General features: G+C 64.0%; 22 protein-coding genes and 3 tRNA genes. 8 read left to right on the forward strand and 17 right to left on the reverse strand.

Going from position 1 to position 25718, the window contains the following annotated elements; genetic code table 11:
• Positions 1 to 568: 568 nt before the first annotated feature.
• A complete protein-coding gene (locus BJG93_RS11055) occupies positions 569 to 2404 on the forward strand; it encodes an ABC transporter ATP-binding protein (protein WP_027198319.1) in 1836 nt (611 codons plus the stop codon).
• A gap of 78 nt (positions 2405 to 2482) precedes the next feature.
• Here the strand turns inward: BJG93_RS11055 and otsA are convergent, their stop codons facing one another.
• Together otsA and otsB are read right to left on the reverse strand one after the other, a co-directional pair.
• Positions 2483 to 3961, reverse strand: a complete 1479-nt coding sequence (gene otsA, locus BJG93_RS11060) for an alpha,alpha-trehalose-phosphate synthase (UDP-forming) (RefSeq protein ID WP_027198320.1) — start codon at positions 3959 to 3961, stop codon at positions 2483 to 2485.
• A 52-nt stretch (positions 3962 to 4013) separates the two neighbouring features.
• A complete protein-coding gene (gene otsB, locus BJG93_RS11065; RefSeq protein WP_027198321.1) occupies positions 4014 to 4763 on the reverse strand; it encodes a trehalose-phosphatase in 750 nt (249 codons plus the stop codon).
• 487 nt (positions 4764 to 5250) lie between these two features.
• Here otsB and BJG93_RS11070 point away from each other — a divergent pair, with 487 nt between their 5' ends.
• The 3 genes from BJG93_RS11070 to BJG93_RS11080 are packed head-to-tail and all read left to right on the forward strand — an operon-like array spanning position 5251 to position 7278.
• Positions 5251 to 5865, forward strand: coding sequence for an SCO family protein (locus BJG93_RS11070; RefSeq protein ID WP_174566100.1), 615 nt, complete (start codon positions 5251 to 5253; stop codon positions 5863 to 5865).
• A 28-nt stretch (positions 5866 to 5893) separates the two neighbouring features.
• The gene (locus BJG93_RS11075; RefSeq protein WP_027198324.1) at positions 5894 to 6355 is read left to right on the forward strand and encodes a copper chaperone PCu(A)C; all 462 of its coding nucleotides are present in this window, start codon (positions 5894 to 5896) and stop codon (positions 6353 to 6355) included.
• A gap of 38 nt (positions 6356 to 6393) precedes the next feature.
• Positions 6394 to 7278 carry a cytochrome c oxidase assembly protein gene (locus BJG93_RS11080; RefSeq protein ID WP_027198325.1) on the forward strand — a complete coding sequence of 295 codons (885 nt, stop codon included), beginning with the start codon at positions 6394 to 6396 and terminating at the stop codon, positions 7276 to 7278.
• 11 nt (positions 7279 to 7289) lie between these two features.
• Here the strand turns inward: BJG93_RS11080 and BJG93_RS11085 are convergent, their stop codons facing one another.
• From BJG93_RS11085 to uvrC, 7 genes are all read right to left on the reverse strand, one after another.
• Complete coding sequence (locus BJG93_RS11085; RefSeq protein WP_027198326.1) at positions 7290 to 7790, reverse strand: GNAT family N-acetyltransferase; 501 nt, start codon at positions 7788 to 7790, stop codon at positions 7290 to 7292.
• A gap of 186 nt (positions 7791 to 7976) precedes the next feature.
• Complete coding sequence (locus tag BJG93_RS11090) at positions 7977 to 8726, reverse strand: TraB/GumN family protein (RefSeq protein ID WP_027198327.1); 750 nt, start codon at positions 8724 to 8726, stop codon at positions 7977 to 7979.
• A 430-nt stretch (positions 8727 to 9156) separates the two neighbouring features.
• Positions 9157 to 9230, reverse strand: a tRNA-Cys gene (locus tag BJG93_RS11095).
• 124 nt (positions 9231 to 9354) lie between these two features.
• Positions 9355 to 9430: transfer RNA gene (locus BJG93_RS11100), tRNA-Gly, on the reverse strand.
• Between the two features lie 63 nt (positions 9431 to 9493).
• Positions 9494 to 9569 (reverse strand) — tRNA-Gly (locus tag BJG93_RS11105).
• 189 nt (positions 9570 to 9758) lie between these two features.
• Complete coding sequence (gene pgsA, locus BJG93_RS11110; RefSeq protein ID WP_027198328.1) at positions 9759 to 10352, reverse strand: CDP-diacylglycerol--glycerol-3-phosphate 3-phosphatidyltransferase; 594 nt, start codon at positions 10350 to 10352, stop codon at positions 9759 to 9761.
• Between the two features lie 191 nt (positions 10353 to 10543).
• Positions 10544 to 12775, reverse strand: coding sequence for an excinuclease ABC subunit UvrC (gene uvrC, locus BJG93_RS11115; RefSeq protein WP_027198329.1), 2232 nt, complete (start codon positions 12773 to 12775; stop codon positions 10544 to 10546).
• 244 nt (positions 12776 to 13019) lie between these two features.
• Here uvrC and earP point away from each other — a divergent pair, with 244 nt between their 5' ends.
• From earP to BJG93_RS11135, 4 genes are all read left to right on the forward strand, one after another.
• Entirely contained in the window at positions 13020 to 14213 is a 1194-nt protein-coding gene (gene earP / locus BJG93_RS11120; RefSeq protein WP_027198330.1) for an elongation factor P maturation arginine rhamnosyltransferase EarP, read from the forward strand.
• 391 nt (positions 14214 to 14604) lie between these two features.
• Positions 14605 to 15162, forward strand: a complete 558-nt coding sequence (efp, locus tag BJG93_RS11125; protein ID WP_027198331.1) for an elongation factor P — start codon at positions 14605 to 14607, stop codon at positions 15160 to 15162.
• Positions 15163 to 15428: 266 nt separating this feature from the next.
• Entirely contained in the window at positions 15429 to 15635 is a 207-nt protein-coding gene (locus BJG93_RS11130) for a CsbD family protein (protein ID WP_027198332.1), read from the forward strand.
• Between the two features lie 189 nt (positions 15636 to 15824).
• Positions 15825 to 17207, forward strand: coding sequence for a sigma-54-dependent transcriptional regulator (locus tag BJG93_RS11135; protein WP_027198333.1), 1383 nt, complete (start codon positions 15825 to 15827; stop codon positions 17205 to 17207).
• Positions 17208 to 17317: 110 nt separating this feature from the next.
• On the opposite strand, the gene nagZ is transcribed toward BJG93_RS11135, so the two are convergent.
• The 8 genes from nagZ to lepA all read right to left on the reverse strand — a co-directional run bounded on the left by nagZ (position 17318) and on the right by lepA (position 25672).
• Positions 17318 to 18346 (reverse strand): beta-N-acetylhexosaminidase, encoded by a 1029-nt coding sequence (gene nagZ / locus BJG93_RS11140; RefSeq protein ID WP_027198334.1) that lies wholly within the window; start codon positions 18344 to 18346, stop codon positions 17318 to 17320.
• Between the two features lie 66 nt (positions 18347 to 18412).
• Complete coding sequence (gene acpS, locus BJG93_RS11145) at positions 18413 to 18880, reverse strand: holo-ACP synthase (RefSeq protein ID WP_027198335.1); 468 nt, start codon at positions 18878 to 18880, stop codon at positions 18413 to 18415.
• A gap of 24 nt (positions 18881 to 18904) precedes the next feature.
• The gene (gene pdxJ / locus BJG93_RS11150) at positions 18905 to 19669 is read right to left on the reverse strand and encodes a pyridoxine 5'-phosphate synthase (protein WP_027198336.1); all 765 of its coding nucleotides are present in this window, start codon (positions 19667 to 19669) and stop codon (positions 18905 to 18907) included.
• Positions 19666 to 20571, reverse strand: coding sequence for a DNA repair protein RecO (recO, locus tag BJG93_RS11155; RefSeq protein WP_027198337.1), 906 nt, complete (start codon positions 20569 to 20571; stop codon positions 19666 to 19668). The genes pdxJ and recO overlap by 4 nt, the downstream gene beginning before the upstream one ends.
• Complete coding sequence (gene era / locus BJG93_RS11160) at positions 20558 to 21457, reverse strand: GTPase Era (protein WP_027198338.1); 900 nt, start codon at positions 21455 to 21457, stop codon at positions 20558 to 20560. The genes recO and era overlap by 14 nt, the downstream gene beginning before the upstream one ends.
• 54 nt (positions 21458 to 21511) lie before the next feature.
• Complete coding sequence (gene rnc, locus BJG93_RS11165; protein ID WP_027198339.1) at positions 21512 to 22792, reverse strand: ribonuclease III; 1281 nt, start codon at positions 22790 to 22792, stop codon at positions 21512 to 21514.
• A 174-nt stretch (positions 22793 to 22966) separates the two neighbouring features.
• On the reverse strand, positions 22967 to 23860 hold the full coding sequence (gene lepB, locus BJG93_RS11170; RefSeq protein WP_027198340.1) for a signal peptidase I: 894 nt from the start codon (positions 23858 to 23860) through the stop codon (positions 22967 to 22969).
• Positions 23861 to 23878: 18 nt separating this feature from the next.
• The gene (gene lepA, locus BJG93_RS11175) at positions 23879 to 25672 is read right to left on the reverse strand and encodes a translation elongation factor 4 (RefSeq protein ID WP_027198341.1); all 1794 of its coding nucleotides are present in this window, start codon (positions 25670 to 25672) and stop codon (positions 23879 to 23881) included.
• Positions 25673 to 25718: the final 46 nt, after the last annotated feature.

Consider the following 25718-nt stretch of genomic DNA (forward strand, 5'->3'; position numbering starts at 1 on the left):
GATCGCTTGGGTATCGAGCGCAGACGCATGGATCAGCGTCTGCGCATCATCTGCGAGTAAACGCGCACTGCGTACCTGCGTTGACAAACTGTCAGAAAATTCGTCGAGCTAGCGAGCACGCATTATCGATGCCCGGATTGCTGCCGCGCCGCGACATTTCAAAGACTTTAGGTTGTTACAAGCGCGAAACACTTTGCAAACCCTTGTTTTCCAAGACAGTTCTACAGTAGCCGTGAGGTTTCGGCGAGGCACGAGGGTTCCGTGTCGGCGAACTCTCGCGCATCAACCTGCCGGTAAGAATGCCAAAGCGTCGCGGCGAAGTTGAATGCAATCTGTAAGTATATCTCGAAATTTTCCGCGATCTGCCTGGAGAGCCCGACGGCTGGTGTGTCGAGACAGCAGATCGCGGAGGTCCATCGCGAAAATCGATCGCGTCAAAGCCCGGATACACAGGGCGCAATCGCCTTTGCATGTTTACAATGCGAAGCATCGACTTCGCGGAGAGCATGCTTGTCTGTATGGCCCGCGCTTTTGCATGCACAACCGCAACACATTGATCCCAGCTCAATTGGAACACTTGACCATCGCCCAGCGTAACGCCCAGAACGCAAAGCTCGCGAGCTATGCGCACCGGCCGCTCGCGTTTCTCTTCCGCTTTATTCGCCGCCATCCGCTCGCGCATGCGATCGTGCTGGGCAGCGTCATTGCGGCCGTGGGCTGTGCACTCGCTTCGCAATACGCGATTAAACATCTGATCGACGTGCTCGGCGGCGGCCGGCATCATCCGGGGCCGCTGTGGGGCGCGTTCGCGATCCTCGTCGGCCTGATCGCCGCCGACAACCTGTTGTGGCGGGTCGGTGGCTGGTTCGCCGCGCACACGTTCGTCGTCGTGACGGGCGATTTGCGGCGGGACCTGTTCCAGTACCTAAGCGGCCACTCGCCGACTTACTACGCCGAAAAGCAGCCCGGCATGCTGGCAAGCCGGATCACCGCGACCTCGAACGCCGTCTACACCGCCGAAAACACCACTGCCTGGAACGTGCTGCCGCCGTGCATCGCGGTGCTCGGCGCGATCGTCATGATCATCGCGGTGAACCCGCTGATGGCCGCCGGCCTGTTGCTGTGCTCGGCGATCCTGTCGGTGGTCCTGTACAAGCTCGCGGGCCGCGGCTCCGCGCGCCACCATAACTTCGCGACCAAAGCGGCATCGGTCGACGGCGAACTCGTCGACGTGATCAGCAACATGGGCCTCGTGCGCGCGTTCGGCATGACGTTTCGCGAGCAGCGCCGCTTTGCCTCGACGGTCAGGTCGGAGATGGACGCACGCCAGCAGAGCCTGCTGTATCTGGAAAAGCTGCGTCTGCTGCATGCCGTGGTCACCGCGCTGCTGTCGGCCGGCCTGCTCGGCTGGGCGCTGTGGCTGTGGGATCAAGGCCGCGCGACCTCGGGCGACATCGTGCTCGTCAGCTCGCTCGGCTTCACGATCCTGCACGGCACGCGCGACCTCGCCGTCGCGCTCGTCGACGTCACCCAGCACGTCGCGCGACTCGCGGAGGCCGTGCGCACGCTGCTCGAACCGCACGGCATGCCCGATCGCGACGACGCGACCGAACTCGTGCCGCAGGGCGGCCGTGTCACGTTCGACAGCGTCACGTTCGCCTATCCGCGCCGGCGGCCGATTCTCGATCACTTCGACCTCGACATCGAACCGGGTCAGCGCGTCGGCCTGATCGGCAAGTCGGGCGCCGGCAAATCGACGGTGCTCGCGCTGTTGCAGCGCTTCTACGAAACCCAGGGCGGCGCGATCAAAATCGACGGCCAGGACATCGCGTCGATCACCCAGGACAGCCTGCGCCACGCGATCGCGCTGGTACCCCAGGACATCTCGCTATTCCATCGCTCGGTGTACGAGAACATCGCCTATGGCCGTCCGGACGCGAGCCGCGAGGAAGTGCTCGCCGCCGCGCGCGAGGCGCGTTGCGCGGACTTTGTCGAAGCGATGCCGGAAGGCTACGACACGATCGTCGGCGACCGCGGCGTGAAGCTGTCGGGCGGTCAGCGCCAGCGCATCGCGATTGCACGCGCGATTCTGAAAAACGCGCCGATCCTGCTGCTCGACGAAGCCACCTCCGCGCTCGACAGCGCGTCCGAGGAAGCGATCCAGAAGGCGCTCGACCGGCTGATGGTCGGCCGCACCGTGATCGCGATCGCGCACCGTCTGTCGACGCTGAACAACTTCGACCGGATCATCGTGATGAGTGCCGGCAAGGTCATCGACGACGGCACGCCGGAAGAACTGCGCCAGCGTCCGGGTCTCTATCGCGATCTGCTCGCGAAGCAGTACGGCAAGGGCCAGACGCTGCATATCGGCGGCAAGAAGGTCGACGAACAGCACGTAGCCTGACGCACGCAGGCGCCGAGCGCTGCGTCGCATGCAAAAAAGCCGCTCGCTGGAGCGGCTTTTTGCTGTCTGGCTTGCGATTTAGCTCGTCACGCTCTCGCGCGTCGCACGCTTGCGCGCGGCGCCCGCCCCACTCGACGGCACCCGCGCTTTCGCGCTTCTGGCGCGCTTCGCGCCATCGACGCCCTGCAGATCGCGCATGAAGTTATCGCGCCACACCGACACGTTGTTCTCGCGCAGTTGGGCCATCATGTCGCGATATCGTGCCTGGCGTTCGGCAAGCGGCATGCCGAGCGCCTGCGCGAGCGCCTCGGCCATGCCGTCGATATCGACGGGATTGACGATCAGCGCGCCATCGAGCTCCTGCGCCGCGCCCGCGAAGCGCGACAGCACGAGCACGCCGGGATTCTCCGGATCCTGCGCCGACACATATTCCTTCGCGACCAGGTTCATGCCGTCGCGCAGCGGCGTCACATAGCCCACATGCGCGGTACGGAACAGCGCCGCCAGCACCGAGCGCTCGTACTGTTTGTGGATATACAGAATCGGCGTCCAGTCCAGCTCGGCGAAACGTCCGTTGATCCGTCCCGACTCGCCTTCGAGCTGCAGACGGATGTCCTGATACGCGTGCAGGTCGGCGCGCGTCGGCGGCGCGATCTGCAGGAACGACACCTTGTTACGCTGCGCGACCGCCTGTTCGAGCAGGCGCTCGAACGCGCGGAATCGCTCGACCAGCCCTTTCGAATAATCGAGCCGGTCGACGCTCATGATCAGCTTGCGCGAATGCAGCGTCGCCTTCATCGTGCGCACCGGCTTGCCGCGCTCGCCCGCCTTCGCAAGCTCGGCGATCTCGTCCGGATAGACGCCGATCGGATAGGCCGACGCGCGCAGCGTGCGACCGAACGCATGCACGGTGAGCGGTCCTTTCGCCGATGCGTCGATCGAGCCGCTCGCCTCGTTGACGACGTAGTCGCAGAACGCGCGCACATCGGGGCCGGTCTGGAAGCCGAGCAGGTCGAACGAACACAGTGCCTCGACGAGCTCGCGATGCGGCGGTACCGACAGCAGCACCTGCGAGGCCGGAAACGGAATGTGCAGGAAAAAACCGATGCGGTTCTTCACGCCTGCCGAGCGCAGCGCCTGCGCGAACGGGATCAGATGATAGTCGTGCACCCAGATCACGTCGTCTTCGCGCAGGAGCGGCAGCAGTTGCTGCGCGAGCCATGTGTTGACGCGGCAGTAGCCTTCGAAGTCGTGCCGGTCGTAATGCAGCAGGTCGGATCGATAGTGGAACGCGGGCCACAGCGTCGCGTTCGAGAAACCGCGGTAGTACTGGTCGTAATCGCGGCGCATCAGCGGGACGGTCGCGAAGGTCACCGGACCGCGCTCCTCGAGCTTGATCTGCGGCTGGCCGGAGCTGAGCACCTCGCCGCTCCAGCCGAACCACATGCCGCCGGTTTCCTTCAGCGCATCGTACACGCCGACCGCCAGACCGCCCGCCGCCGGGCCGCCCTCCGAAATAGGCGCCACCCGGTTCGAAACAATGATCAGTCGGCCCATGAAGCGCGATTCCCGATGCGGTAGGTTGTTTTCGTCGAACGGGGCGCCAGCGTCATGCGCCGCGCGCCGCCGCAACGATCGTTTCCAGCCAGTCGAGCAGTGACGACACCGATTCGACGCGCGTGCGCGCCATCGTTTCGCCCGCGCCGATCTTGATCGACAGACCGCCGCGCTCGTTGACGACCGCGAAGCCCTTCTCGTCGGTCAGATCGTCGCCGGCGAAGATCGGCGTGCGGCCGGCGAACGGAAGTTCCTCGAGGAAGGCGCGCATCGCGCGGCCTTTGTCGACGTCCGTCGGCTTGATTTCGTAGACCATCTTGCCGGGCTGCAGGACGTACGACGCGGGGTAATCGGCGACGAGCCGCTCGGTCGCCTCGCGCGCGACCGGCTCGCGGTCGGGCGCGTTGCGGTAGTGCAGCGCGAGCGCCGCCCCTTTGATCTCGAGCAGCATGCCGGGGTGTTCGTTGACGACCTGCGCGAGCACCTGCTCCATGCGCAGCAGGCGCTGGTCATGAAAGCCGATGCGCTGCGTGTCGCCATTCGCATCGCGCCGCTCGGCGCCATGCAGACCGGCGACCGGCAGATCGGGCAGGCCGAGAAAACCGTCGATGCTGTCGATGCCGCGCCCCGACACCACCGCGACCGCGCCATTCGTCAGACTGCGCAGCTCGCGCAGCAGGTCGATCACGCGCGGCTGCACCAGCACGCCGTCCGGGGTGGGGGCCAGTTCGACGAGCGTGCCGTCGAAATCGAAGAAAAATGCCGTCTCGCTCGGAGACAGAACAGCCGGAAGTGCTTGCATCGCCTGGGTTCGCCTTTCAGCCATCGATGGCCGGAAAAGTGTGCGCATCTTACCGCGCATCCGTCAATTTTTCGAGAAAGTAAGCCTGGACTCAAGCCCGGCGGGCGGTCTGTCTGGCTGTTTGCGTCGATTGCGTTCAAAAGCGCAACGATTGGGCTTCACGCAGCTTTCAGCCCGCTGCGTCAAATCGACCTGCAAATCGTGCGCCCGGCGCGCCGCGCGACACTGGCGCCGATTTTGCGCTACAGTCGCTGCCACGCGGACCGCCTGGGCATGGACATCGGTGCACGCTCGTGCTCGATCGTGCGTCGCGCGCGAATCTTGCGCGGCATGATCGGGTGGCGAGGCGGCCTTCCGGCTCCATGATTCGCGCGTACCCTGCTCTCCAATCGAGTCATTGAACCCTGCTTTGTTCCCGATCCTTCCCCCCGAGCGCCCGCAGCCGAACCCGTTGCGCTCACGACCCAGGCGAGCCCCGCACCGGTTGATGCGCGGGGTGGCACGCCGGTTTGCAGCGGGAGCGGCGCTGGGTACGCTGATCGCGCTCGTCGCCTTGACCGGTTGCACGCAGCACGTCGAGCCGTGGCAGTTGACCAACGTGACCGGCCACCTGCCGGATCTGGACTTCACATTGACCGACGACACCGGCCGCGCCGTCAACGCTGCTTCGTTCAAGGGCCGCGCCTCGCTGGTCTACTTCGGCTACACGCATTGCCCGGACGTCTGCCCCGAAACGATGGGCCGCCTCATGCAGGTGCTCGGCAAGCTCGGCCCCGATGCGCAGAAGGTGCGCATCCTGTTCATCACCGTGGATCCCGCGCGCGATACGCCGCGGGCCTTGCACGACTACGTCGCGGCGTTCGACGCACAGCACGCGCAAGGGCTGACCGGCACCGACCGGCAGATCGAGTCGCTGGCGAAGCGCTATCGTGTCGCTTATCAGATGGAAAAGCGCGACCCGAACGGCAACTACGAGGTCACGCACAGCTCCGCGGTCTATGTGTTCGACAGCCAGGGCCGCGCTCGCCTGCTCGCCACCGATCACGACACGCCCGATGCGATCGCGCAGGACCTGCGCCGCATCATCGATGACCCAACCTGATTCTTATCCGATCCCAATCCATTCCATCATGACGATCAAGCTAAAACCATTCGCTTCCCTCGCTTGCGCGCTCGCGCTGTCGTTCGGTGTCGCATCGGCCGCCCAGGCCGCCGCTGCTCATGCGATCAGCGTCAAGAACGCGTGGGTGCGCTGGCTGCCGAACAACCTGCCCGCGGCCGGCTACGCGACGCTCGTCAACGCGAGCGACAAGCCGATCGAACTCGTCGAGGTGTCGAGTGACGACTACGGCGACGCGATGCTGCATCAAACGGTATCGAACGGTTCGACACAGAAGATGGTGATGGTCGACAAGCTGACGGTGCCCGCGCACGGCCAGGTCGCGATCGCGCCGGGCGGCTATCACGTGATGCTCGAGGACGCGAAGCACAAGATCGCGCCAGGCGACACCGTGCATCTGACGCTGAAGTTCTCCGATGGCGAAACGCTGAGCGCGCCGTTCGCGGTGAAGTCGCCGGGTCAGACCAAGTAAGCGGCAGCACGGGCCGCCGCCACCGCAGACCATCTGCCATGAACCTGCTCTACTGGCTCGATCCCTGGGAGTTTTCGCCGACCGTCGTGATCGCGTTGCTAATCCCCGCGATCCTGTTCGTGCGTGGTGCGCGCAAGGCGCGGCTGTCGCTGCCGCGCCGCCTATCGTTCTGGTTCGGGCTCGTCGCGCTGTATGTCGTGCTGCATACGCGTCTCGATTATTTCTTCGAGCATGAGTTTTTCATGCATCGCTTGCAGCATCTGGTGCTGCACCATCTCGGGCCGTTCTTCATTGCGCTGTCGTATCCTGGCGCGGCGTTGCGGGCGGGCATTCCGTTGCGCTGGCGACAGCGCTTCGTACGGCCCGCGCTGCAGGCACCGCTCGTGCGCCGGGTGCTCGACGTCGTCATGCACCCGGTCGTGGCGGTCACGCTGTTCGTCGGCTTGATCTACTTCTGGCTGCTATCGCCGATTCATTTTGTCGCGATGCTCGACTGGCGGCTTTATCGCGTGATGAACTGGAGCATGGCGATCGACGGCATGCTGTTCTGGTGGCTCGTGCTCGATCCGCGTCCGGCGCCGCCTGCGCGTCTGTCGCCGGGCAAGCGCGTGCTGGTCGTGATCGCGGCGATTCCGCCGCAGATCATCCTCGGCGCGTTCATCTTCTTTACGCCGCACGAGCTGTATCCGATCTATTCGATCTGCGGTCGCGCGTTCACGTGGCTGAGCCCGATGCGCGATCAGCAGCTCGGCGGACTCCTGCTATGGATTCCGGGTTCGATGATGAGCGTGATCGGCGCGCTGATCGCGCTGCGTCACTGGATGCGGCTGTCGTCGCGCGGACGCCTGCGCGCGGAGCGGCGCGCCAAAGCGACGCGCGGGCTCACGCACGCGGCGTCGACGACCGCGAACGGGCACCGCTGACCCGCTCGCGCTCAGAGCGAGCGCATCCACACGTGCGCGATGCCGTCTTCGTCGTGGATGTCCGAGACCGGGCTGAAGCCGAATGCACCGTAAAACCCTTGCAGATGCGCCTGCGCGTGCAGACGGATCGGCGTACCGGGCCACTGCGCACGGATATGCATGAGCGAGCGTTCGAGCATCGCGTTGCCGAGACCGATGCCGCGAAACGGCACGGTCGTCAACACCCGGCCGATGCGCATGTCGGCGTCTGCCGCATCGGGCAACAACACCCGCAGGTAGCCGGCCAGGGTCGGCAGCGCCGCATCGTCGCCGGTGCCATACGCGAGCAGATGCCAGGCTTCGACGTCGAGCCCATCGATATCGCCATACACGCAGTGCTGTTCGACGACGAACACCGCGCTGCGGGCGGCCAGCATCTCGTAGACTTCCACGCTCGTAAGGTCCACGAACGGCTTCCAACGCCATTCGAGTTGGGCGAGCCGCGCGGCGGCGGTGTGCTGCAAATCAGTCATTGGTAGCTTTCGGGGTCAATGCGCGACAGCGCGGGCAACGATCCGAATTATGCCGCGCGTGCCCGCCTCGGGCTATCGCGCGGGTCGGCTGACGACTGGTTGCGAATCGGCTGAAAAGGGATTATGGCGAAAGCGCGCGGCGGCGAGCCGACTGCCCGTGTCGGGTCGCGAAATCCGCGCACGCGCTCATAACACCGCTTGCACCGGTCGCGCGAGATGGTCGAGCAGATTGCCGGGGCCGCACAGATGCAGCGCGCCGACGACCACCAGCGTGCGCTCGCGCGCGTCCAGCAATTCGTTCAGCCGCGCGGCCCACGCGTGATTGCGCACGTCGAGGATCGCCTGACGGATGCCGCTCAGATTGAACATCGGCGATTCGACGGCGATGTGCTGTATCGCGCGCAGGTCGCCTTCCAGCCATGCGGCGTGCATCCGTTCGAGCGTGCGCTGCGGTTCGCCACGGTCGGCCATCAGCAGGTCGAGCGCGGCGGCGATGGCTTCGAGCGGAATCGATCCCAGCGCAACTGCCACGTCCTGCGCGGACTCGAGATAGCGATACGGCTTCGCCTGCGAGATCGCCGAGCGCAGCATGCGCGGCTCGACACCTTCGACGACCTGCTGCAGCAGCGTCGGCGCGGCGATCATCGCGGCCCACGGACGCAGTGTTTCAAGGGGCGCGAGCAGACCGTCGGTCGGCCAGAGTGCCCGCAGCTGCGTCCAGGCTTCGTCGCGCATCAGGGGTCGCAGTTGCGCGGCGGCGGGGTGCGCTTCGGCTTTGAGAAACGGCAGGATCGTCGCTGGGTCGGACTCGAACACGAGCGCGTCGGCCCAGTCATAGGCTCCGGTGACCCACGGCGGCGTTCGACGGCTGGTCGCGGGGAACAGATGCATCGAGCCGAGCAGCCGGAGCTGGGTGCCGGTGAGTTGAAAATACATGCGGCTTCAATGAAAACGGGCGATGACGATGCTGCGATTCTATCGCCCGATGTGCAGTCAGGCAGGAATCAAAATCAACGGCGATCAATTGCGTACATCGATAAATTCGGCGACCTATCAAACGCTTAATGCCGATTATTGGCCACCTTTGAACGACTCGAGTTCTCGCTTAACGGGCGACTTCCGGCACATGCGAGAATGCTTTATATGCGCCCCGTCGCCTGAAGCGGTCTCTCGTCGACGCTCGACATTCGCGCCGCAGCGCGTTTGTGCTTCGGTGCCCAACTGCGCGCCCGAAGTAGCACGTCTGCAACGGGCGATCCGATCGAACGATCCCGATCGCACTGGTGGCGACGTTCAAGAAAGGCCGGCGAAAAAGGAACGGAAAAAGAAAAGCCCCGACTTGTCGGGGCTTTTCTTCGTCAAAGACTGGAGGCGCGAGCCGGAGTCGAACCGGCCTAAACGGCTTTGCAGGCCGCTGCATAACCGCTTTGCTATCGCGCCGCAAACGGACTGGAACCTGGACATGGGTTCGCAGATTTATCCGGTAACCGGAGGGCGGAAGCTCTGGAAAATTCAGAACGACCGCCGTTCCAAACAAAAAGGGAAGCGTTGCTTCCCTGATGTATGGAGCGGGAGACGAGGCTCGAACTCGCGACCTCAACCTTGGCAAGGTTGCGCTCTACCAACTGAGCTACTCCCGCATTGAACTGCTTCACATCGCGCTGCGTTTTTTACTTCGCCAAACAACGCGATGCTTAGAAAACTGGAGCGGGAAACGAGGCTCGAACTCGCGACCTCAACCTTGGCAAGGTTGCGCTCTACCAACTGAGCTATTCCCGCGTTGTACTGCACTTACTGCTCGACTACGTTTCCGGTGTTTCGCGTTGCGTGCATCGGAGAAACGAGATTATGGAGAAGCGACTGAAACGTGTCAACCCCTGTGCCTGTCCGCTTTAAAGAAAATATTTCGCTCGTAGTGCGGCGGGTTCGAACAGCCTTTTGCGCGCCCGCCTCCTTCTTTTCACGCCGTCACGCAATGCCGCCGCGCTCGCGAATCTGCGGCCATGCGAGCTTCATGTAGTACAGCATCGACCAGATGGTCAGGAACGCCGCGAGATAGATCAGCCACAGCCCCCACACGCGTGTATCGACCGTCAGGCCGCGCCCGAGCGGCAGCGGGCCATAGAACAGCAGCATCGGAATCGCGACCATCTGGCACGCGGTCTTGAACTTGCCGAGCGAGTTCACCGCGACGCTCTTCGACGCGCCGATCTGCGCCATCCATTCCCGCAGCGCCGAGATCGCGATTTCGCGTCCGACGATCACGAGCGCGATCGCCGAATCGATCCGCGTGAGCTGCACGAGCACGAGCAGTGCCGCGGTCACCATCAGCTTGTCGGCGACGGGATCGAGAAACGCGCCGAATGCCGAAGTCTGATTCCATTTGCGGGCCAGAAAACCGTCGAACCAGTCGGTGAGCGCGGCCAGAATGAAGATCGTCGCGGCCGCGAGATTGCGGTGCGCGAGGCTCATCATCATGTCGGGCAAATAGAACACACCGACGACGAGCGGAATGAGCACGATCCGCAGCCAGGTCAGGAATATCGGGAAATTAAACGGCATGGGGCAGGCGCAGCGTCTGACGAGTGAGTTGCAATTGTGCCGTGTCGCAAGGCCTGCCACAAGCAAGCGGGCGCGGGGGTGGCAAACGGGTCGCGCCCGGGCGTGATTCGCCAAAGCCGGCGTATCGGCAGCGAGGCGCCTCGGGTCCGGCGCGCCGTCTTGTCGATAACCGCGCGGCGCGGCCGGCAAATTCAATGCAATTGCCGGTAGATCTGCTCGGCAAGCGCCTGCGATATGCCTTCGACGCTCGCGAGATCCTCGACGCTCGCGGCCACCACGCCGCGCAGGCCGCCAAACCGCGCGAGCAGGCGCTGACGCCGCTTCGCCCCGACGCCTTCCAGTTCTTCGAGCCGCGAGGTCTGGCGCGTCTTGCCGCGTTTGGCGCGCATGCCGGTGATCGCGAAACGGTGCGCTTCGTCGCGGATCTGCGCGACCAGCATCAGCGCGGCACTTTCCTTGCCGAGTTCAAGCGGCGTGCGGCCGTCCGCGAAAATCAGCGTCTCGAGACCCACCTTGCGCCCCTCGCCCTTCGCGACGCCGACCAGCATCCCGGTATCGAGCCCCAGCTCCGTGAACACCTGCCGCGCGATCTCCACCTGTCCCTTGCCGCCGTCGATCAGCACGATGGTCGGCAGGACGCCGCCGGCCGCGGCCGGCTCGGCGGCATCGGCGGCGAGCGACGGATCGGCCGCCGCGTCGCTTTGCGATTCGGCGGCTTCGTCGCTGGCATTCGCGGCGGCTTGCGCGACCATCTTCTCGTAGCGGCGCGTGAGCACCTGGCGCATCGCCGCGTAATCGTCGCCGGGCGTGATGCCGGTGATGTTGTAGCGCCGATACTCGGACGACTGCATCTTGTGATGGTGATAGACGACGCACGACGCCTGCGTCGCCTCGCCCATCGTGTGACTGATGTCGAAGCATTCGATGCGCAGATGCGCGAGGTCGTCGCACTCCATGCCAAGCGTGTCGGTCAGCGCGCGCGTGCGCGCCTGCTGCGAGCCCTGCTCGGAGAGCAGGCGCGCGAGCGCGAGCCGCGCGTTCTGCTCGGCCATCGCGAGCCACGCGCGCCGCTGCCCTTGCGGTTGACGCAGCACCGTCACCTTATGGCCCGCCTGTTCGCTCAGCACGTCGACGAGTTCGCGCGCCGGCGCATGGCTGACCACGAGCACCGGCGGTACCCGATTGCCGAGGTAATGCTGTGCGATGAACGCTTCGAGCACTTCCGATTCGATGCCGCCGGGCGCGCGGCCCCGGCGACGCTGCGTAGCAAAGGCCGATTCCGCGTTGCCGTCGGCGCCTTCATCGCTGAGTCCGTCCGCGCTCGCTTCGGCAGCTGCGTCGATCGCAGCTTCGTCACTGGCGTCGGCGTCTTCGTCCTCGTCTTCGTCTTCCGCTGGCATGTCGCGCGCGATCGCAAGCGCATCGGCCGTGGCACTGGCCGCTTCGGCTGACGGCGCGGCTACCTGCGCATCCGCCGAAGCGGCATGCTGATCGCCGTCTTCTTCGAGCCCGCCTTCCTCCGCCGTCAACGCGCTCTCCACGTGGGCGGGAAAGTACGCCTTGTCGCCGAGATGCCGCCCGCCGCGCACCATCGCGAGATTCACGCAAACGCGGCCACCGAGCGCGACCACCGCGAGAATGTCGACGTCGCTATCGCTGCCGACTTCGATCGCCTGCTGATGCAGCACCGTGGACAGCGAACTCATCTGATTACGCACCGCCGCGGCTTGCTCGAACTTCAGTTCGCTCGCGAACGCATGCATCTTCTGCTCGAGCTCCTTCATCACCTCGCTTTGGCGGCCAAGCAGAAAGCGCGACGCGTTGGCAACGTCGCGCGCGTAATCCTCTTCGCTGATGTTCGCGACGCACGGCGCCGTGCAACGGCCGATCTGATGCAGCAGACACGGCCGCGTGCGGTTGTTGAACACCGAGTCTTCGCAGGTGCGCAGCTGAAATACGCGCTGCAGGATCTGGATGCTCTCGCGCACCGCCCACGCGCTCGGGAAAGGGCCGAAGTACTGGTTCTTGCGATCGACCGAGCCGCGGTAATAGGCCATCCGCGGAAATTTGTGACCGGTCAGCTTCAGATACGGGTACGACTTGTCGTCGCGAAACAGGATGTTGTAACGCGGCGTGAGCGCCTTGATCAGGTTGTTTTCGAGCAGCAACGCCTCGGCCTCGGAACGCGTGGCCGTCGTCTCGATACGCGCGATGCGCGTGACCATCATCGCGATGCGCGGTGACAGCTGCGTCTTGGTGAAGTAGCTCGATACGCGCTTTTTCAGATCGCGCGCCTTGCCGACGTAGAGCACCGCGCCAGTCGTGTCGTAATAACGGTAGACGCCGGGCAGATGCGGCAGTTGAGCGAGCACCTTTTTCGGCTCGAACGTGTCGGGGGCGTCGCTTGCTTCGGGTTCGGTCATGCGGCTCGATTGGATGGGACGGTCTCGCGCTGCCTCGCCGCTTGCACCGATTGCGCCGACCGCGCTGGCTGGTGCCCGGCGTCGTGCACCGTCGGTCGTTTCGCGCGTTGCGCCATGCGGCCCGCGTGTCGGGCAAAGGACGCGCGCGATCGCGAGGGAGGCTTTAGAATCGCCAGTTTAGAACATTCCGCGTGGGTTCGGACCCGCTCCGCGTCGCCGGAGTCACCGAGCCAGCATAGCCGCCATGCCCTCCGTCGCGCCCGATTCCGGATCACCCGCCGCCCCTGCCACCCCGATCGCCTGCGATATCTTCTGCGCGGTGATCGACAACTTCGGCGACATCGGCGTGTGCTGGCGCCTGGCGCGCCAACTCGCGCGCGAGCACGGCTGGCAGGTCCGCGTGTTCGTCGACGATCTGCACGCGTTCAAGAGGCTGTGCCCGTCGCTCGCGCTCGAGCGTGCACGGCAGACGCTCGACGGCATCGTCATCGAGCATTGGCATCCGCCGTCCCATGCCGGCGATACGCTCGAAGTCGCCGATGTCGTGATCGAGGCGTTCGCCTGCGAGTTGCCGCCCGTCTATATCGCGGCGATGGCCGAACGCGCGCGTACGCCGCTGTGGATCAACCTCGAATATCTGAGCGCCGAGGACTGGATCGCCGATTTTCATCTGCGGCCGTCGCCCCACCCGCGCCATGCGCTCAGCAAGACCTTCTTTTTTCCCGGCCTCGGCCCCGGCACCGGTGGCGTCCTGAAGGAGCGCGATCTCGACGCGGCGCGAGCCGCGTTCGAAGGCTCGCCGGCCGCGCGCACGGACTGGTGGCGCAACGCCACCGGCCACGCGCCGCCGCCTGCCGATGCCACCGTCGTATCGCTGTTCGCCTACGAAAACCCGGCCGTCGACAGCCTGCTCGACCAATGGCGCGACAGCGCAAGTCCGATCGTACTGCTGGTGCCCGAAGGTCGCATTTCGGGCGCGGTCGCGCGTTTTTTCGGTTTAGCGTCGTTTGCAGCGGGCACCCATGCGACGCGCAGCAACCTCACCGCGCACGCGCTCGCGTTCACCGCACAGCCGGGGTACGACGCACTGCTCTGGGCGAGCGACGTCAATTTCGTGCGCGGCGAGGACTCGTTCGTGCGCGCGCAGTGGACCGCGAAGCCGTTCGTCTGGCACATCTATCCGCAGGCCGACGACGCCCATCTGCCCAAGCTCGACGCCGCACTCGCGCATTACACCCGCACGCTGCCCACGGACGCGCGCGCCGCGCTCGAGCGTTTCTGGCACGCGTGGAACGGCGCGGGCCAGCCGAACTGGGCGGAATTCGTGCGCCACTATCCGGCGCTGAAGCGGCGCGCCGCGGCCTGGGCGGTCGAACTCGCGCAAGCCGGCGATCTCGCCGGAAATCTGACCTCGTTCGCAAAAACTCAGTTAAAATAAGCGGTTATCCAACGGCCGACGACGCAAGCGCGGCCCGATTCGAGCAACAACCGCGTGGTCAGCCCGTTTGACCGGTCCCCTCGAAAAACACAGCAAGCGTCCCGACCTTCTAGCCGGGCGCGCAAATGTCAAAAAAGGGACGTATGTTGTGGTGTTGCAGATCGGCGCCACTCGTGTACACGCCCGAGCAGGGTAAAAATCAGGTAACGGACAGGTGAGAACGCCGGGGCATCACGCCGTGGATCTTCACCGCGCGCCGGTCGCGTTTCACGCATCCGAGCTGCGGCCGCTGCACGCGGCGCGCGGCAGGCGGTGAGTGAAACACCGACGCCGCTTGCGCCGTATGCCGTTGAGCAACAGTTAAGCTATTTATCTCGTACAGGACAGTTTTATGAAGACCGCACAGGAACTCCGCACCGGCAACGTGGTGATGATCGGCGCAGACGCAATGGTCGTGCAAAAGGCCGAATACAACAAATCGGGCCGCAACTCCGCCGTCGTCAAGATGAAGTTCAAGAACCTGCTGACCGGCGCAGGCATGGAAGCCGTGTACAAGGCGGACGACAAGTTCGACGTCGTCGTGCTCGAGCGCAAGGAAGTGACGTACTCGTACTTCGCCGACCCGATGTACGTGTTCATGGACGCCGACTACAACCAGTACGAAGTCGAAGCCGAAATGATGGGCGACGCGATGCACTACCTCGAAGACGGCATGGCTTGCGAAGTCGTGTTCTACAACGAGAAGGCGATCTCGGTCGAACTGCCGACCACGCTGGTTCGCGAAATCATCTACACGGAACCGGCTGTCAAGGGCGATACGTCGTCCGGCAAGGTGCTGAAGAACGCCAAGCTGAATACCGGCTTCGAACTGCAAGTGCCGCTGTTTTGCAACATCGGCGACAAGATCGAAATCGACACACGCACGCACGAATACCGCAGCCGCGCCTAAGCGGCGCCCTGCCTCATCCTCAGCGCCGGCACTCTGCCGGCCTGCACAAAAAGCGCTCGATTTTGGGCGCTTTTTCTTTTCTGTCCCGCCGTGTATGGTTTAGGAAAACTTTACCGGCAAGTTTCTCAAAATTACCATCGCGGCCTCCGCATTTCGCGTCGCGCGCCCCGCAAGCTGTTGATCCGTTTCACCAAAACTGTTTGGCACAATCTCTGCTAAGTGGTGAGTTACGCGAGTACCGCTGATTTTCAAAAGGGGGAGGCACCATGAACAACGACATCACTGAAGGCAAGTGGAAACAAATGATCGGCAAGGCAAAGGCCGCATGGGGCGAACTGACGGACGACGAGTTGACCAAGGCGGAAGGCCGGGCCGAGAGGCTCACCGGTCTGATCCAGGAACGCTATGGCAAAACCCGTGAACAGGCAGAACTCGAGGTGCGCCGGTTTTTCGATAGCAACCGGGATTTCTGACAGGACTAGTGAAGGAACTACAGGCGCCGGCACCGAGCGACTCAGGCGCGGTGCCGGCAGCTGTCGTTGCTTCACTGTCCAGGGACCGTTTGTCTAGCCCTGTCATCGAGCCCGCCAGAGCCCGGGTTGTGCGCCATCAGTGTTGGCGGCGCACCGGGCGTTCAACCCATTCATAAAATTGCGCTCGCCATGCCACACGCCCTGATTGTTGAAGACGATCCGAACAGCCTGTCTGGTCTGTCGGCGATCCTCGCCGCCGACGGCTTTTCTGTCGACACCGCCACCACGCTCGCCGAGGCTCGCGCCGCATTGACGCGCTTCATTCCCGACGTCGTGCTCGTCGACCTGAATCTGCCGGACGGCAGCGGCCTCGATCTGTTGCAGCATCTTCCCGCGCATCCGCCGGGCGGCGCGCTTCCGGTGATCGTGATGACCGGCAATGCGACGGTCGAGAGTGCGATCGAGGGCTTGCGGCACGGCATCTGGGACTATCTGCTGAAGCCGGTCAACATCCCGCGTCTGCGCAGCCTGCTCGCGCGCATTCCGCGGCCCTACGAGCTGACCGAGGAAGTGCAGGCGCTGCGCGCGTCGCTGCGTCAGCTCGGGCGCTTCGGCTCGATGCTCGGCCGCAGCGACGCGATTCAGCACGTGTACGACACGATCGAGCGTCTTGCGCCGACCGAAGCGGCGGTGCTGATCTCCGGCGAGGCCGGTACCGGCAAGCACATCGCGGCGCGCACGCTGCACGACATGAGCCGCCGCCGCAAAGGCCCGTTCGTCCCGTTCGATTGTCGCGAGGCGGCCGCGGGCGGCGCCACTCGTTCGCTCGAAAGCATGCTGTTCGGCCACGAACGCGCCGCGTTCGGCGGCACCGAGCAGCGCGAGCCGGGCCTGTTCGAACAGGCGAGCGGCGGCACGCTGTTCATCAATGAAATCACCGAATTGCCGCGCACGCAGCAGGAGGCCCTGTTGCGCTCGCTCGATTCGCAGACCTTCATGCGCGTGGGTGGTACCAACCAGATCGTGACCGACTTCCGGCTGATCGCGTCGACGCGCAAGCCGCCGCGCACGGCGGTCGCGGACGGCTCGCTGCATCAGGACCTCGCGCTGCGCCTCGAAGCCGCCGCGGTCACGTTGCCGCCGCTGCGCGAGCGCGGCGAAGATCCGGTGCTGATCGCGCAGGCAGTCGTCGATCAACTGAACGTGGACGAGACCGCGCACCGTACGTCCGAGGTCGCGAAGCAGGCGGGGCCGAACTTCCTGCGCGAATGCCTCGCTTACGACTGGCCGGGCAACGTGCGAGAGCTGCACGAACGCGTGCGGCGCGCGTATCAGGCATCGGGTGACGTCATCGAGTCGTTGCGCGCCGACGAGGCAGGCACGGCGAACGGCCGCGATCTGAACGGCAGCCGCGTGCAGGTCACGGTCGGCACGCCGCTCGCGGATGTCGAAGAAATGCTGATTCGCGCGACGCTCGACGCGGTCGGCGGCACGCGCCATCGCGCGGCATCGTTGCTGGGAATCAGTCCGAAGACGCTATACAACAAGTTGCAGCGCATGCGCTTGAACTGAACGATCGGATGACCCGTGCCGCGGATGCGTGCCAAAGCTCGACGGCGGCTCGCACCGTTCGACGTGAATAAGAAATGGCGCCTTGAATCGCTTCGAGGCGCCATTTCCGTTTATGCGAATGCGCTGCGCACCAGCCTCTGCGCTTCGGCGTACCGCGGCTCGGCCATCAGCTTGCTCCACGTAAGCGCCTTGCCGCGCGGCCGCATGCGCTTCAGACGCCGCCGCGATTCCTTCGACGGCGTGACGCGCAGCGCGTCCAGCACCTTCTCCGCCTGGTCCGGCTGGTTGCAGATCAACACCATGTCGCAGCCGGCCTCGAGGGCGGCTGTCGCGCCTTCGGTCAACGTGCCGCCCTGGCGCGCAGCTTCCATCGACAGATCATCGCTGAAGATGGCACCTTCGAAGCCAAGCTTGCCGCGCAGGATGTCCTGCAACCAGATGCGCGAGAAGCCGGCCGGTTTCGCATCGACCTGCGGATAGACGACGTGCGCGGGCAGCACCGCGCCAAGCGATAGACCGAGCCAGTCGTACGGCGCGACGTCGTTGCCGAGGATCGCGTCGAGCGGGCGTTCGTCGACCGGCATCGCGACGTGCGAGTCCGCCTGCGCGAAGCCATGCCCCGGGAAATGCTTGCCGCAGTTGCTCATGCCGGCGAGTGCAAGGCCGTGGTTCAAGCTTTTCGCGAGCAGCGCGACCACGCGCGGATCGCGGTGGAAAGCGCGATCGCCGATGACCTGCGAGTGTCCGTAATCGAGGTCGAGCACCGGCGTGAAACTCATGTCGATACCGCACGCGCGCAGTTCCGCGGCGAGAATGTAGCCGACCGCGGTCGTCACCTTGCTCGCGTGCAGCACGTCCTGGTCCCACAGCGCGCCCAGCTTGCCCATCGAGGGCAGCACCGTGAAGCCGTCGCTGCGAAAGCGCTGCACGCGCCCGCCTTCATGATCGACCGCGATCAGCAGATCCGGGCGAATCGCGCGAATTGCAGCGGTCAGCGCGACCAGTTGCGCGCGGCTCTCGTAGTGACGCGCGAACAGGATCACGCCGCCGGTCATCGGGTGAGCGAGACGCCTTTTGTCATCGCGATTCAGCGTTTTGCCGACCACATCGAGCATCACTGGTCCGGGTGTGGTTTTCATCGAATTTGGCTGCAAAGGAGACTAATGCAATACGAACGCGACCGGCGACGGTCGCGTTCAACGTTTTTATTCGGTGACGGCGTGCGCGTCGGAAGTTCGAGATGCCGGCTCCTCGAGCGAGGCTTCCGTTCCGCGCGGCCGCTGCGTCTCGGCGATCACGAACGACACCGCGTAATCGCGCTCGTCGCTGATCGTCACGCGCGCCGTGATGCCGCGCGCGTCGAGCCAGTCGGCCAGTTCGCCAGAGGCGACCACCATCGGCTCGCCGCTTGGCCGGTTCAGCGTCTGCAACGCGCGCCATGTCATCGGCCAGTGCATGCCGAGGCCGATCGCCTTCGAGAACGCCTCTTTCGCCGAGAAGCGCGTCGCGAGAAACGCGAGACCACGCGCCGCCGAACGGGCGTGGCGCGCGTGGTAGACGCGCAGTTCGTCGGGACCGAGCACCTTTTCCGCGAAACGGCCATTGGTGCGACTCATCACCGCTGCTACGCGGCTCACTTGAACGATGTCGGTGCCGATTCCGTAGATTGCCATGCGTGCGTCCGTCGCGAGATTGCGTTATGCGCGCGCGCCGAGACGCGCGGCGACCATGATCGCCTTCATCTCGCGCACCGCGTTGTCCCAGCCCGCGAAGATCGCGTGCGCGACGATCGCATGGCCGATGTTGAGTTCGACGATGCCGTCGATCGCCGCGATCTGCTGCACGTTGGCGTAATGCAGGCCGTGGCCGGCGTTGACTTTGAGGCCGAGCGTCGCGCCGAATTCCACCGCGCGCACGATGCGCTCGTATTCGCGCTGTTGTTCCGCGGGATCGTGCGCTTCCGCGTAACGGCCGGTATGCAGCTCGATCACCGGCGCACCCGCCTCGTGCGCGGCCCGGATCTGCGCTTCCTCGGGGTCGATGAACAGCGACACGCGCGAGTTCGCGTCCGCGAGTTGCTTGCACGCGGCGCGCACCGCCTCGAACTGTCCTGCGACGTCGAGACCGCCTTCGGTCGTGAGTTCCTCGCGCTTTTCCGGCACGAGGCACACGTCGTGCGGTTGCACTGCGCACGCGATGTCGAGCATTTCCGGCGTGACCGCGCATTCGAGATTCATGCGCGTTTTCAGCAGCGGACGCAGCGTGTGGACGTCCGCATCGACGATGTGCCGGCGGTCTTCACGCAGATGCAGCGTGATCGCGTCCGCGCCGGCTTCTTCGGCCATTAGCGCGGCGCGAATCGGATCGGGATAGGCCGTGCCGCGCGCGTTGCGCAGCGTGGCGACGTGGTCGATATTCACGCCCAGGTCGATCACGGTCGGCGAAGTCAGGAAGAAGCTCATAGGTTCTGCAGGTCGATCAGGATCTGGCGGGTAGCAAGCGGCGCGCCGCCGAGATAGGTGTTGAGCAGGAAGCGCATCAGCGTTTTGCTTTGCGCGACGGTCTGCGCTCGATGGTAATCGTCCTTTTCCATATCGAGCAAGGTTTGTCCCGACACCACCGGCCACTGCGCGGGCCATTCGTCCGATGCCTCGCGCACCCCGCGCTCGGGATCGAATACATAGCGGCGATCGGCGAGCACCGCTTGGCGCGCGACCGTGCGGTCGAGCGCCATCGCGTAACCGGTCTCGCGCAGCAGCACGCGTTCGAACGAGCGCAGCACCTGCACCGGCGGCTCATCGTGCGCGAGTCGCGTCAGCGTGACGACGTAGTGATGGAACAACTGAGGATGCGGGTCTTCGCGCGCGCAGAAGCGCACCAGCAGTTCGTTGACGTAGAAGCCGCACAGCAGCGCGTCGCCGGTCAGCGGCAGCATCCCGCCGACCCATTCGGCGCCGGTCAGCGTGCGCATTTCAGATTTGCCCGACCACGCGAGCGATAGCGGCTGGAACGTTTGCAGCACGCCGCGCAGCGCGGAGTGCGGGCGCTTTGCGCCCTTCGCGACGAGCGCGAGACGGCCGTGATCGCGCGACAGCACGTCGATGATCAGGCTGGTCTCGCGATACGGGTAGCTATGCAGTACGAACGCAGGCTGTTCGGTGATCCGGTATTCGGATGCGGAGGCGCGCGGCGCGCGACGCGCCGGCTTTTTGCCCGGCTCGCCATCGTCGGCGGATGCGCTTTTCGCGCTTTTTGCCAGGGCCGATGATTTCCGCGCGCTACGCGCGGGCGGCGACGGCTCGTGCTCCGGGTCGTCCCCAGCCGAGTCCGAATTCAGCGTCATCCACGCGTCATTCGTACCCATACGCACGAAGCCCGGCTTCGTTGTCAGCCCAGCCGCTCTTCACCTTGACGAAGGTTTCGAGGTACACCGGCCCGTCGAACAGCTTTGCCATGTCGAGGCGCGCCTCGGTGCTGATCTGCTTCAGCTTCGCGCCCTTCTGGCCGATGATCATCGCCTTGTGCGTGTCGCGATCGACGAGGATCGTCGCGAAGATACGGCGCAGCCGCCCTTCGGTTTCGAACTTCTCGATCAGAACAGTGCTCGTGTACGGCAGTTCGTCGCCGGTCCAGCGGAACACTTTCTCGCGCAGGATTTCAGCGGCAAGAAAGCGCTCGCTGCGATCGGTGAGGTCGTCCTCGCCGTAGATCGGCTCGCCTTCCGGCAGGAACGGCTTGACGGTCGCCATCAGACGCTTGATGTCGTCGGCATTTTTCGCCGACAGCGGCACGATCTCGTTGAACTCGCGCAGCGTACTCATCTGCTGCATGAACGGAAACAGCGAGTCCTTGTCCGACACGCGATCAAGCTTGTTCGCGATCAGCAGCGTCGGCACCTTCGTCGGGATCAGGTCGAGCACCTTCTGGTCGTCGGGGCCGAAGCGACCCGCCTCGATGACGAACAGGATGGCGTCGACCGAAGTCAGCGTCGACGTGACGGCGCGATTCAGCGACCGGTTCAGCGCGCCGCTATGTTTGGTCTGGAAACCCGGCGTATCGACGAAGACATACTGCGCGTCTTCGAGCGTGTGGATGCCGGTGATGCGATGGCGCGTGGTCTGCGCCTTACGCGACGTGATGCTGACTTTCTGGCCGACCAGCGCGTTCATCAGCGTGGACTTGCCGACATTCGGACGGCCGACGATGGCGACCATGCCGCAGCGAAAACCAGTGGGAGTGGGAGCGTTCATATTGGGACTACGGCAGGTTCGGTTCGGCGCGCGCGAAGCGCACGCCGATGGCAATCAATGGCCCGCATCGGCGACGCGCGTTTGCACCGCGCCGGCGACGCCGGGTTCGTGTTCGGCAGGCGCCGGAGCCGCCGAGACGACCGGTACGGGCGCAGCCGGTACGCTCGAGGCAGCAGTGCCCGGCACGGCTTCGCGGCCACGCTGACGATCTGCGCCGCGAGCGTGCGACGGAACGTCGGCTTTGACGTCGGGAGTTTTATCCGCTACGGACGTTTCGGCCGGCTTGTCGACAGGTTTCTCGCCCGTATGGATCGAAACCTTGTCGGCCCTCTCCGCTTTGTCGGATTTGTCGACGCGCTCCGGCTTGTCCTGCCCGCTGTACTCCACATGCGCAGCACGGATCACGGCCAGCGGCGCACCGGCCGCACCCGGCGCGGCACGCTCGGCTGCGGCTCTTTCGGTCGCTGATTTTTCCGCGCTGGGCTTGTCGGTATGGCCTTCGAGTGCGGCAGCCACACGCCCTTCACCGCGCGCCCCCTTGCGATCCGGTGTGCGTAAATCCAGCGCGGCCTGCACGCCGGTCACGCCCGGCACGATTTCCTGCTCGGCGTTTTTTGCTGCGCGCGCGCCCTTCGAGCGCTTCGACTTCGCAACCACGGCTGGCGCCGCGGCCATCACTTCGTCGAGCGCCTTCTTTGCGGCCGCCTGCTCGGCCGCGCGTCGGCTCGCGCCAGAGCCGGACACCTTGACCTCCAGCTTCGGCACGGTGCATTCGACTTCGAACTGCTGATTGTGCGCCGCACCATGCGTCGCAACGACCGTATAGGTCGGCAACGCGATTTTGCGGCCCTGCAGGTACTCCTGCAGCAGCGTCTTCGCGTCTTTGCCGAGTGTTCGTGGGTCGATATGGTCGAGAATCGGCACGTAAAGACGCTTAATGACCGTCTGAGCAGCGTCGAAGCCACCATCGAGAAAGATCGCGCCGAGCACCGCCTCGAGAGTATCCGCGAGAATCGACGGCCGGCGGAAACCGCCGCTGCGCAACTCGCCCTCGCCGAGCCGCAGGCCCTCCGAAATATTGAGTGCCTGAGCGATCTCATACAGGGACTGCTGCTTGACCAGATTGGCGCGCACGCGCGACAGGTCGCCTTCGTCGAGTTTGCCGAAACGTTGGAACAAAAGCGCAGCCACCGCGCAATTGAGAACGGAGTCGCCGAGAAATTCGAGCCGTTCGTTATGCGTGGAGCTATGACTGCGGTGGGTCAAAGCCTGGCGCAGCAATTCCGCATTGCGGAATTCGTAGCGCAAACGGCTTTCCAACGGAGATAGGGGCATGGGCAGAGTATAACGCGGGCACCTGACCCGGCGGAAACGCGGGGCGCCAGCGGAAAAAGCGTGGTGAAGCGACGTTACCGCAACTTCTTAAAGTAGCATGACAACACGCCGCGGCCGAGGTAACCGGCTGCCGGTTATCGGCGCGGCGTGCGAGAAGCGATCAATACGCGCGACTCACTGGAAAGAGCCGATGCGTCGCAGATCGCTGAAGTTCATCCAGATGAAAAATGCGCGGCCGACGATATTACGCTCGGGCGCAAAGCCCCAGTACCGGCTATCCGCGCTGTTGTCGCGGTTATCGCCCATCATGAAGAGATTGCCCGGCGGCACTTTGCAGATCACCCCACGCGCGTTGTACTGGCAGTTGTCGCGATATGGATAATCTTCCGCACCAACGATGAACGGCGGCACCGCCGGATTATTCAGAATCGCATTCTTGCGGCCGTCGATATCTTCCTGGAACTGCTTGGCATAACCGAGCCGCTCTTCGTCGAGATAATCGGGCAGCGGCGTTTCGGGCACCGGCTTGCCGTTGATCGTCAGCTTCTTGTCCTGATACTCGATGACGTCGCCCGGCAGACCAATCACGCGCTTGATGTAGTCGACCGATTCGTCCTTCGGATAACGGAACACCACCACGTCGCCACGCTGGACTGGACGCCCCTGCGTGATCTGCGTGTTGATGATTGGCAAACGAAGACCGTATTCGAATTTATTGACGAGGATGAAGTCGCCTACCAGCAGCGTCGGCACCATGGAGCCCGATGGGATCTTGAACGGCTCGACCACGAACGAACGCACGACGAACACAACCAGAATCACCGGAAAAAAGCTCGCCGTATATTCGAGCCACCACGGCTGACGTAGTTTGTCGTCGCGCAGACGCGCGCGCGTTTGCGCGGCATTTTCATCGGCGAAACGCTCGCCGATGCGTGCCTGCTGCCGATCGAACTCTGCGACCGCGGCTTCCGCCTCGCGGCGCCGTTTCGGCAGAAAAACCAGTTTGTCCGCGACCCATGCGACACCCGTCAAAACGACGAGCACAAAAAGAATCAGCGCAAAATTCATAGGGTTCCGTTATTCAACTTATTTGTCTTCGACACGCAGGATCGCGAGGAAAGCCTCTTGCGGGATTTCAACCGAGCCCACCTGCTTCATTCGCTTCTTGCCTGCTTTCTGCTTTTCGAGCAGCTTCTTCTTACGCGTAATATCGCCGCCGTAGCATTTTGCCAGCACGTTCTTACGCAACGCTTTAATGTTTTCGCGCGCAATGATGTTCGAGCCGATCGTGGCCTGCACTGCCACGTCGTACATCTGACGCGGAATCAGTTCGCGCATTTTCGCTGCCACTTCGCGGCCGCGGTACTGACTTTGCGAGCGGTGCACGATGACCGACAGCGCATCGACCTTGTCGCCGTTGATCAGCATGTCGACTTTCACGACGTCGGAGGCGCGGTATTCCTTGAACTCGTAATCCATCGACGCATAACCACGCGAAATCGACTTCAGACGGTCAAAGAAATCGAGCACGACTTCGCCCATCGGGATTTCGTACGTGAGCTGGACCTGACGGCCGTGATACTGCATGTTGATCTGGTTGCCGCGCTTGTGCGTACACAACGTGATCACCGCGCCGACGTAGTCTTGCGGCATATACAGGTTCACGGTGACGATCGGCTCGCGCACTTCCTCGATCTTGGACGGCTCCGGCATCTTGGCCGGGTTCTCGACCATGAGAGTCGTGCCGTCGCGCTGCAGGACTTCGTAGACCACGGTCGGCGCCGTCGTGATCAGGTCCATGTCGAACTCGCGTTCGAGACGTTCCTGCACGATTTCCATGTGCAACAGACCGAGGAAGCCACAGCGGAAACCGAAACCGAGCGCCTGCGACACTTCCGGTTCGTACTGCAGGGACGCGTCGTTCAGCTTCAGCTTTTCGAGCGAGTCGCGCAGCGCGTCGTACTGGTTCGCTTCGACCGGATAGAGCCCCGCGAACACCTGCGGCTTCACTTCCTTGAAGCCCGGCAGCGGCTCGGCCGCCGGCTGATTCACGAGCGTAACCGTGTCGCCGACCTTCGCCGCCGCGAGTTCCTTGATACCGGCGATGATGAAGCCCACCTGCCCCGCCGACAGCGACTCAAGATTCTTCGACTTCGGCGTGAATACGCCGACATGTTCAACCGGATACTGCGCGCCGGTTGCCATCAGCCGGATCCTGTCCTTCGGACGCAGCGTGCCGTTGACGATGCGTACGAGCATCACGACGCCGACGTAGTTGTCGAACCACGAGTCGATGATCAGCGCCTGCAGCGGGGCTTTCTGATCGCCCTTCGGTGGCGGCACTTTTGCGATCAGCGCTTCGAGCACGTCTTCGACGCCGAGGCCCGTCTTCGCGCTGCAATGCGTCGCGTCGGTCGCATCGATACCGATCACGTCCTCGATCTCGGCGATCGCGTTTTCGGGGTTCGCCGCCGGCAGATCGATCTTGTTCAACACCGGAACCACTTCGACGCCGAGTTCGATGGCCGTGTAACAGTTGGCGACGGTTTGCGCCTCGACCCCCTGGCTCGCGTCGACGACGAGCAGCGCGCCTTCGCACGCGGACAGCGAGCGGCTGACTTCGTATGAGAAGTCGACGTGCCCCGGTGTGTCGATCATGTTCAGGTTGTAGATCTGCCCGTCGCGTGCGCGATACGACAACGCGGCGGTCTGCGCCTTGATGGTAATGCCGCGCTCGCGCTCGAGATCCATCGAGTCGAGCACCTGCGCTTCCATCTCGCGGTCGGACAGACCGCCACAAATCTGGATGATGCGATCGGCGAGCGTCGACTTGCCATGGTCGATGTGCGCAATGATCGAGAAGTTACGAATATGATCCATTCAGTGCCGATCAAGCGAAAAGGCGCGCCCGGACAATAGCGGAGCA

The sequence above is a fragment of the Paraburkholderia sprentiae WSM5005 genome, assembly GCF_001865575.2.
In the GTDB taxonomy this organism is placed as follows: domain Bacteria; phylum Pseudomonadota; class Gammaproteobacteria; order Burkholderiales; family Burkholderiaceae; genus Paraburkholderia; species Paraburkholderia sprentiae.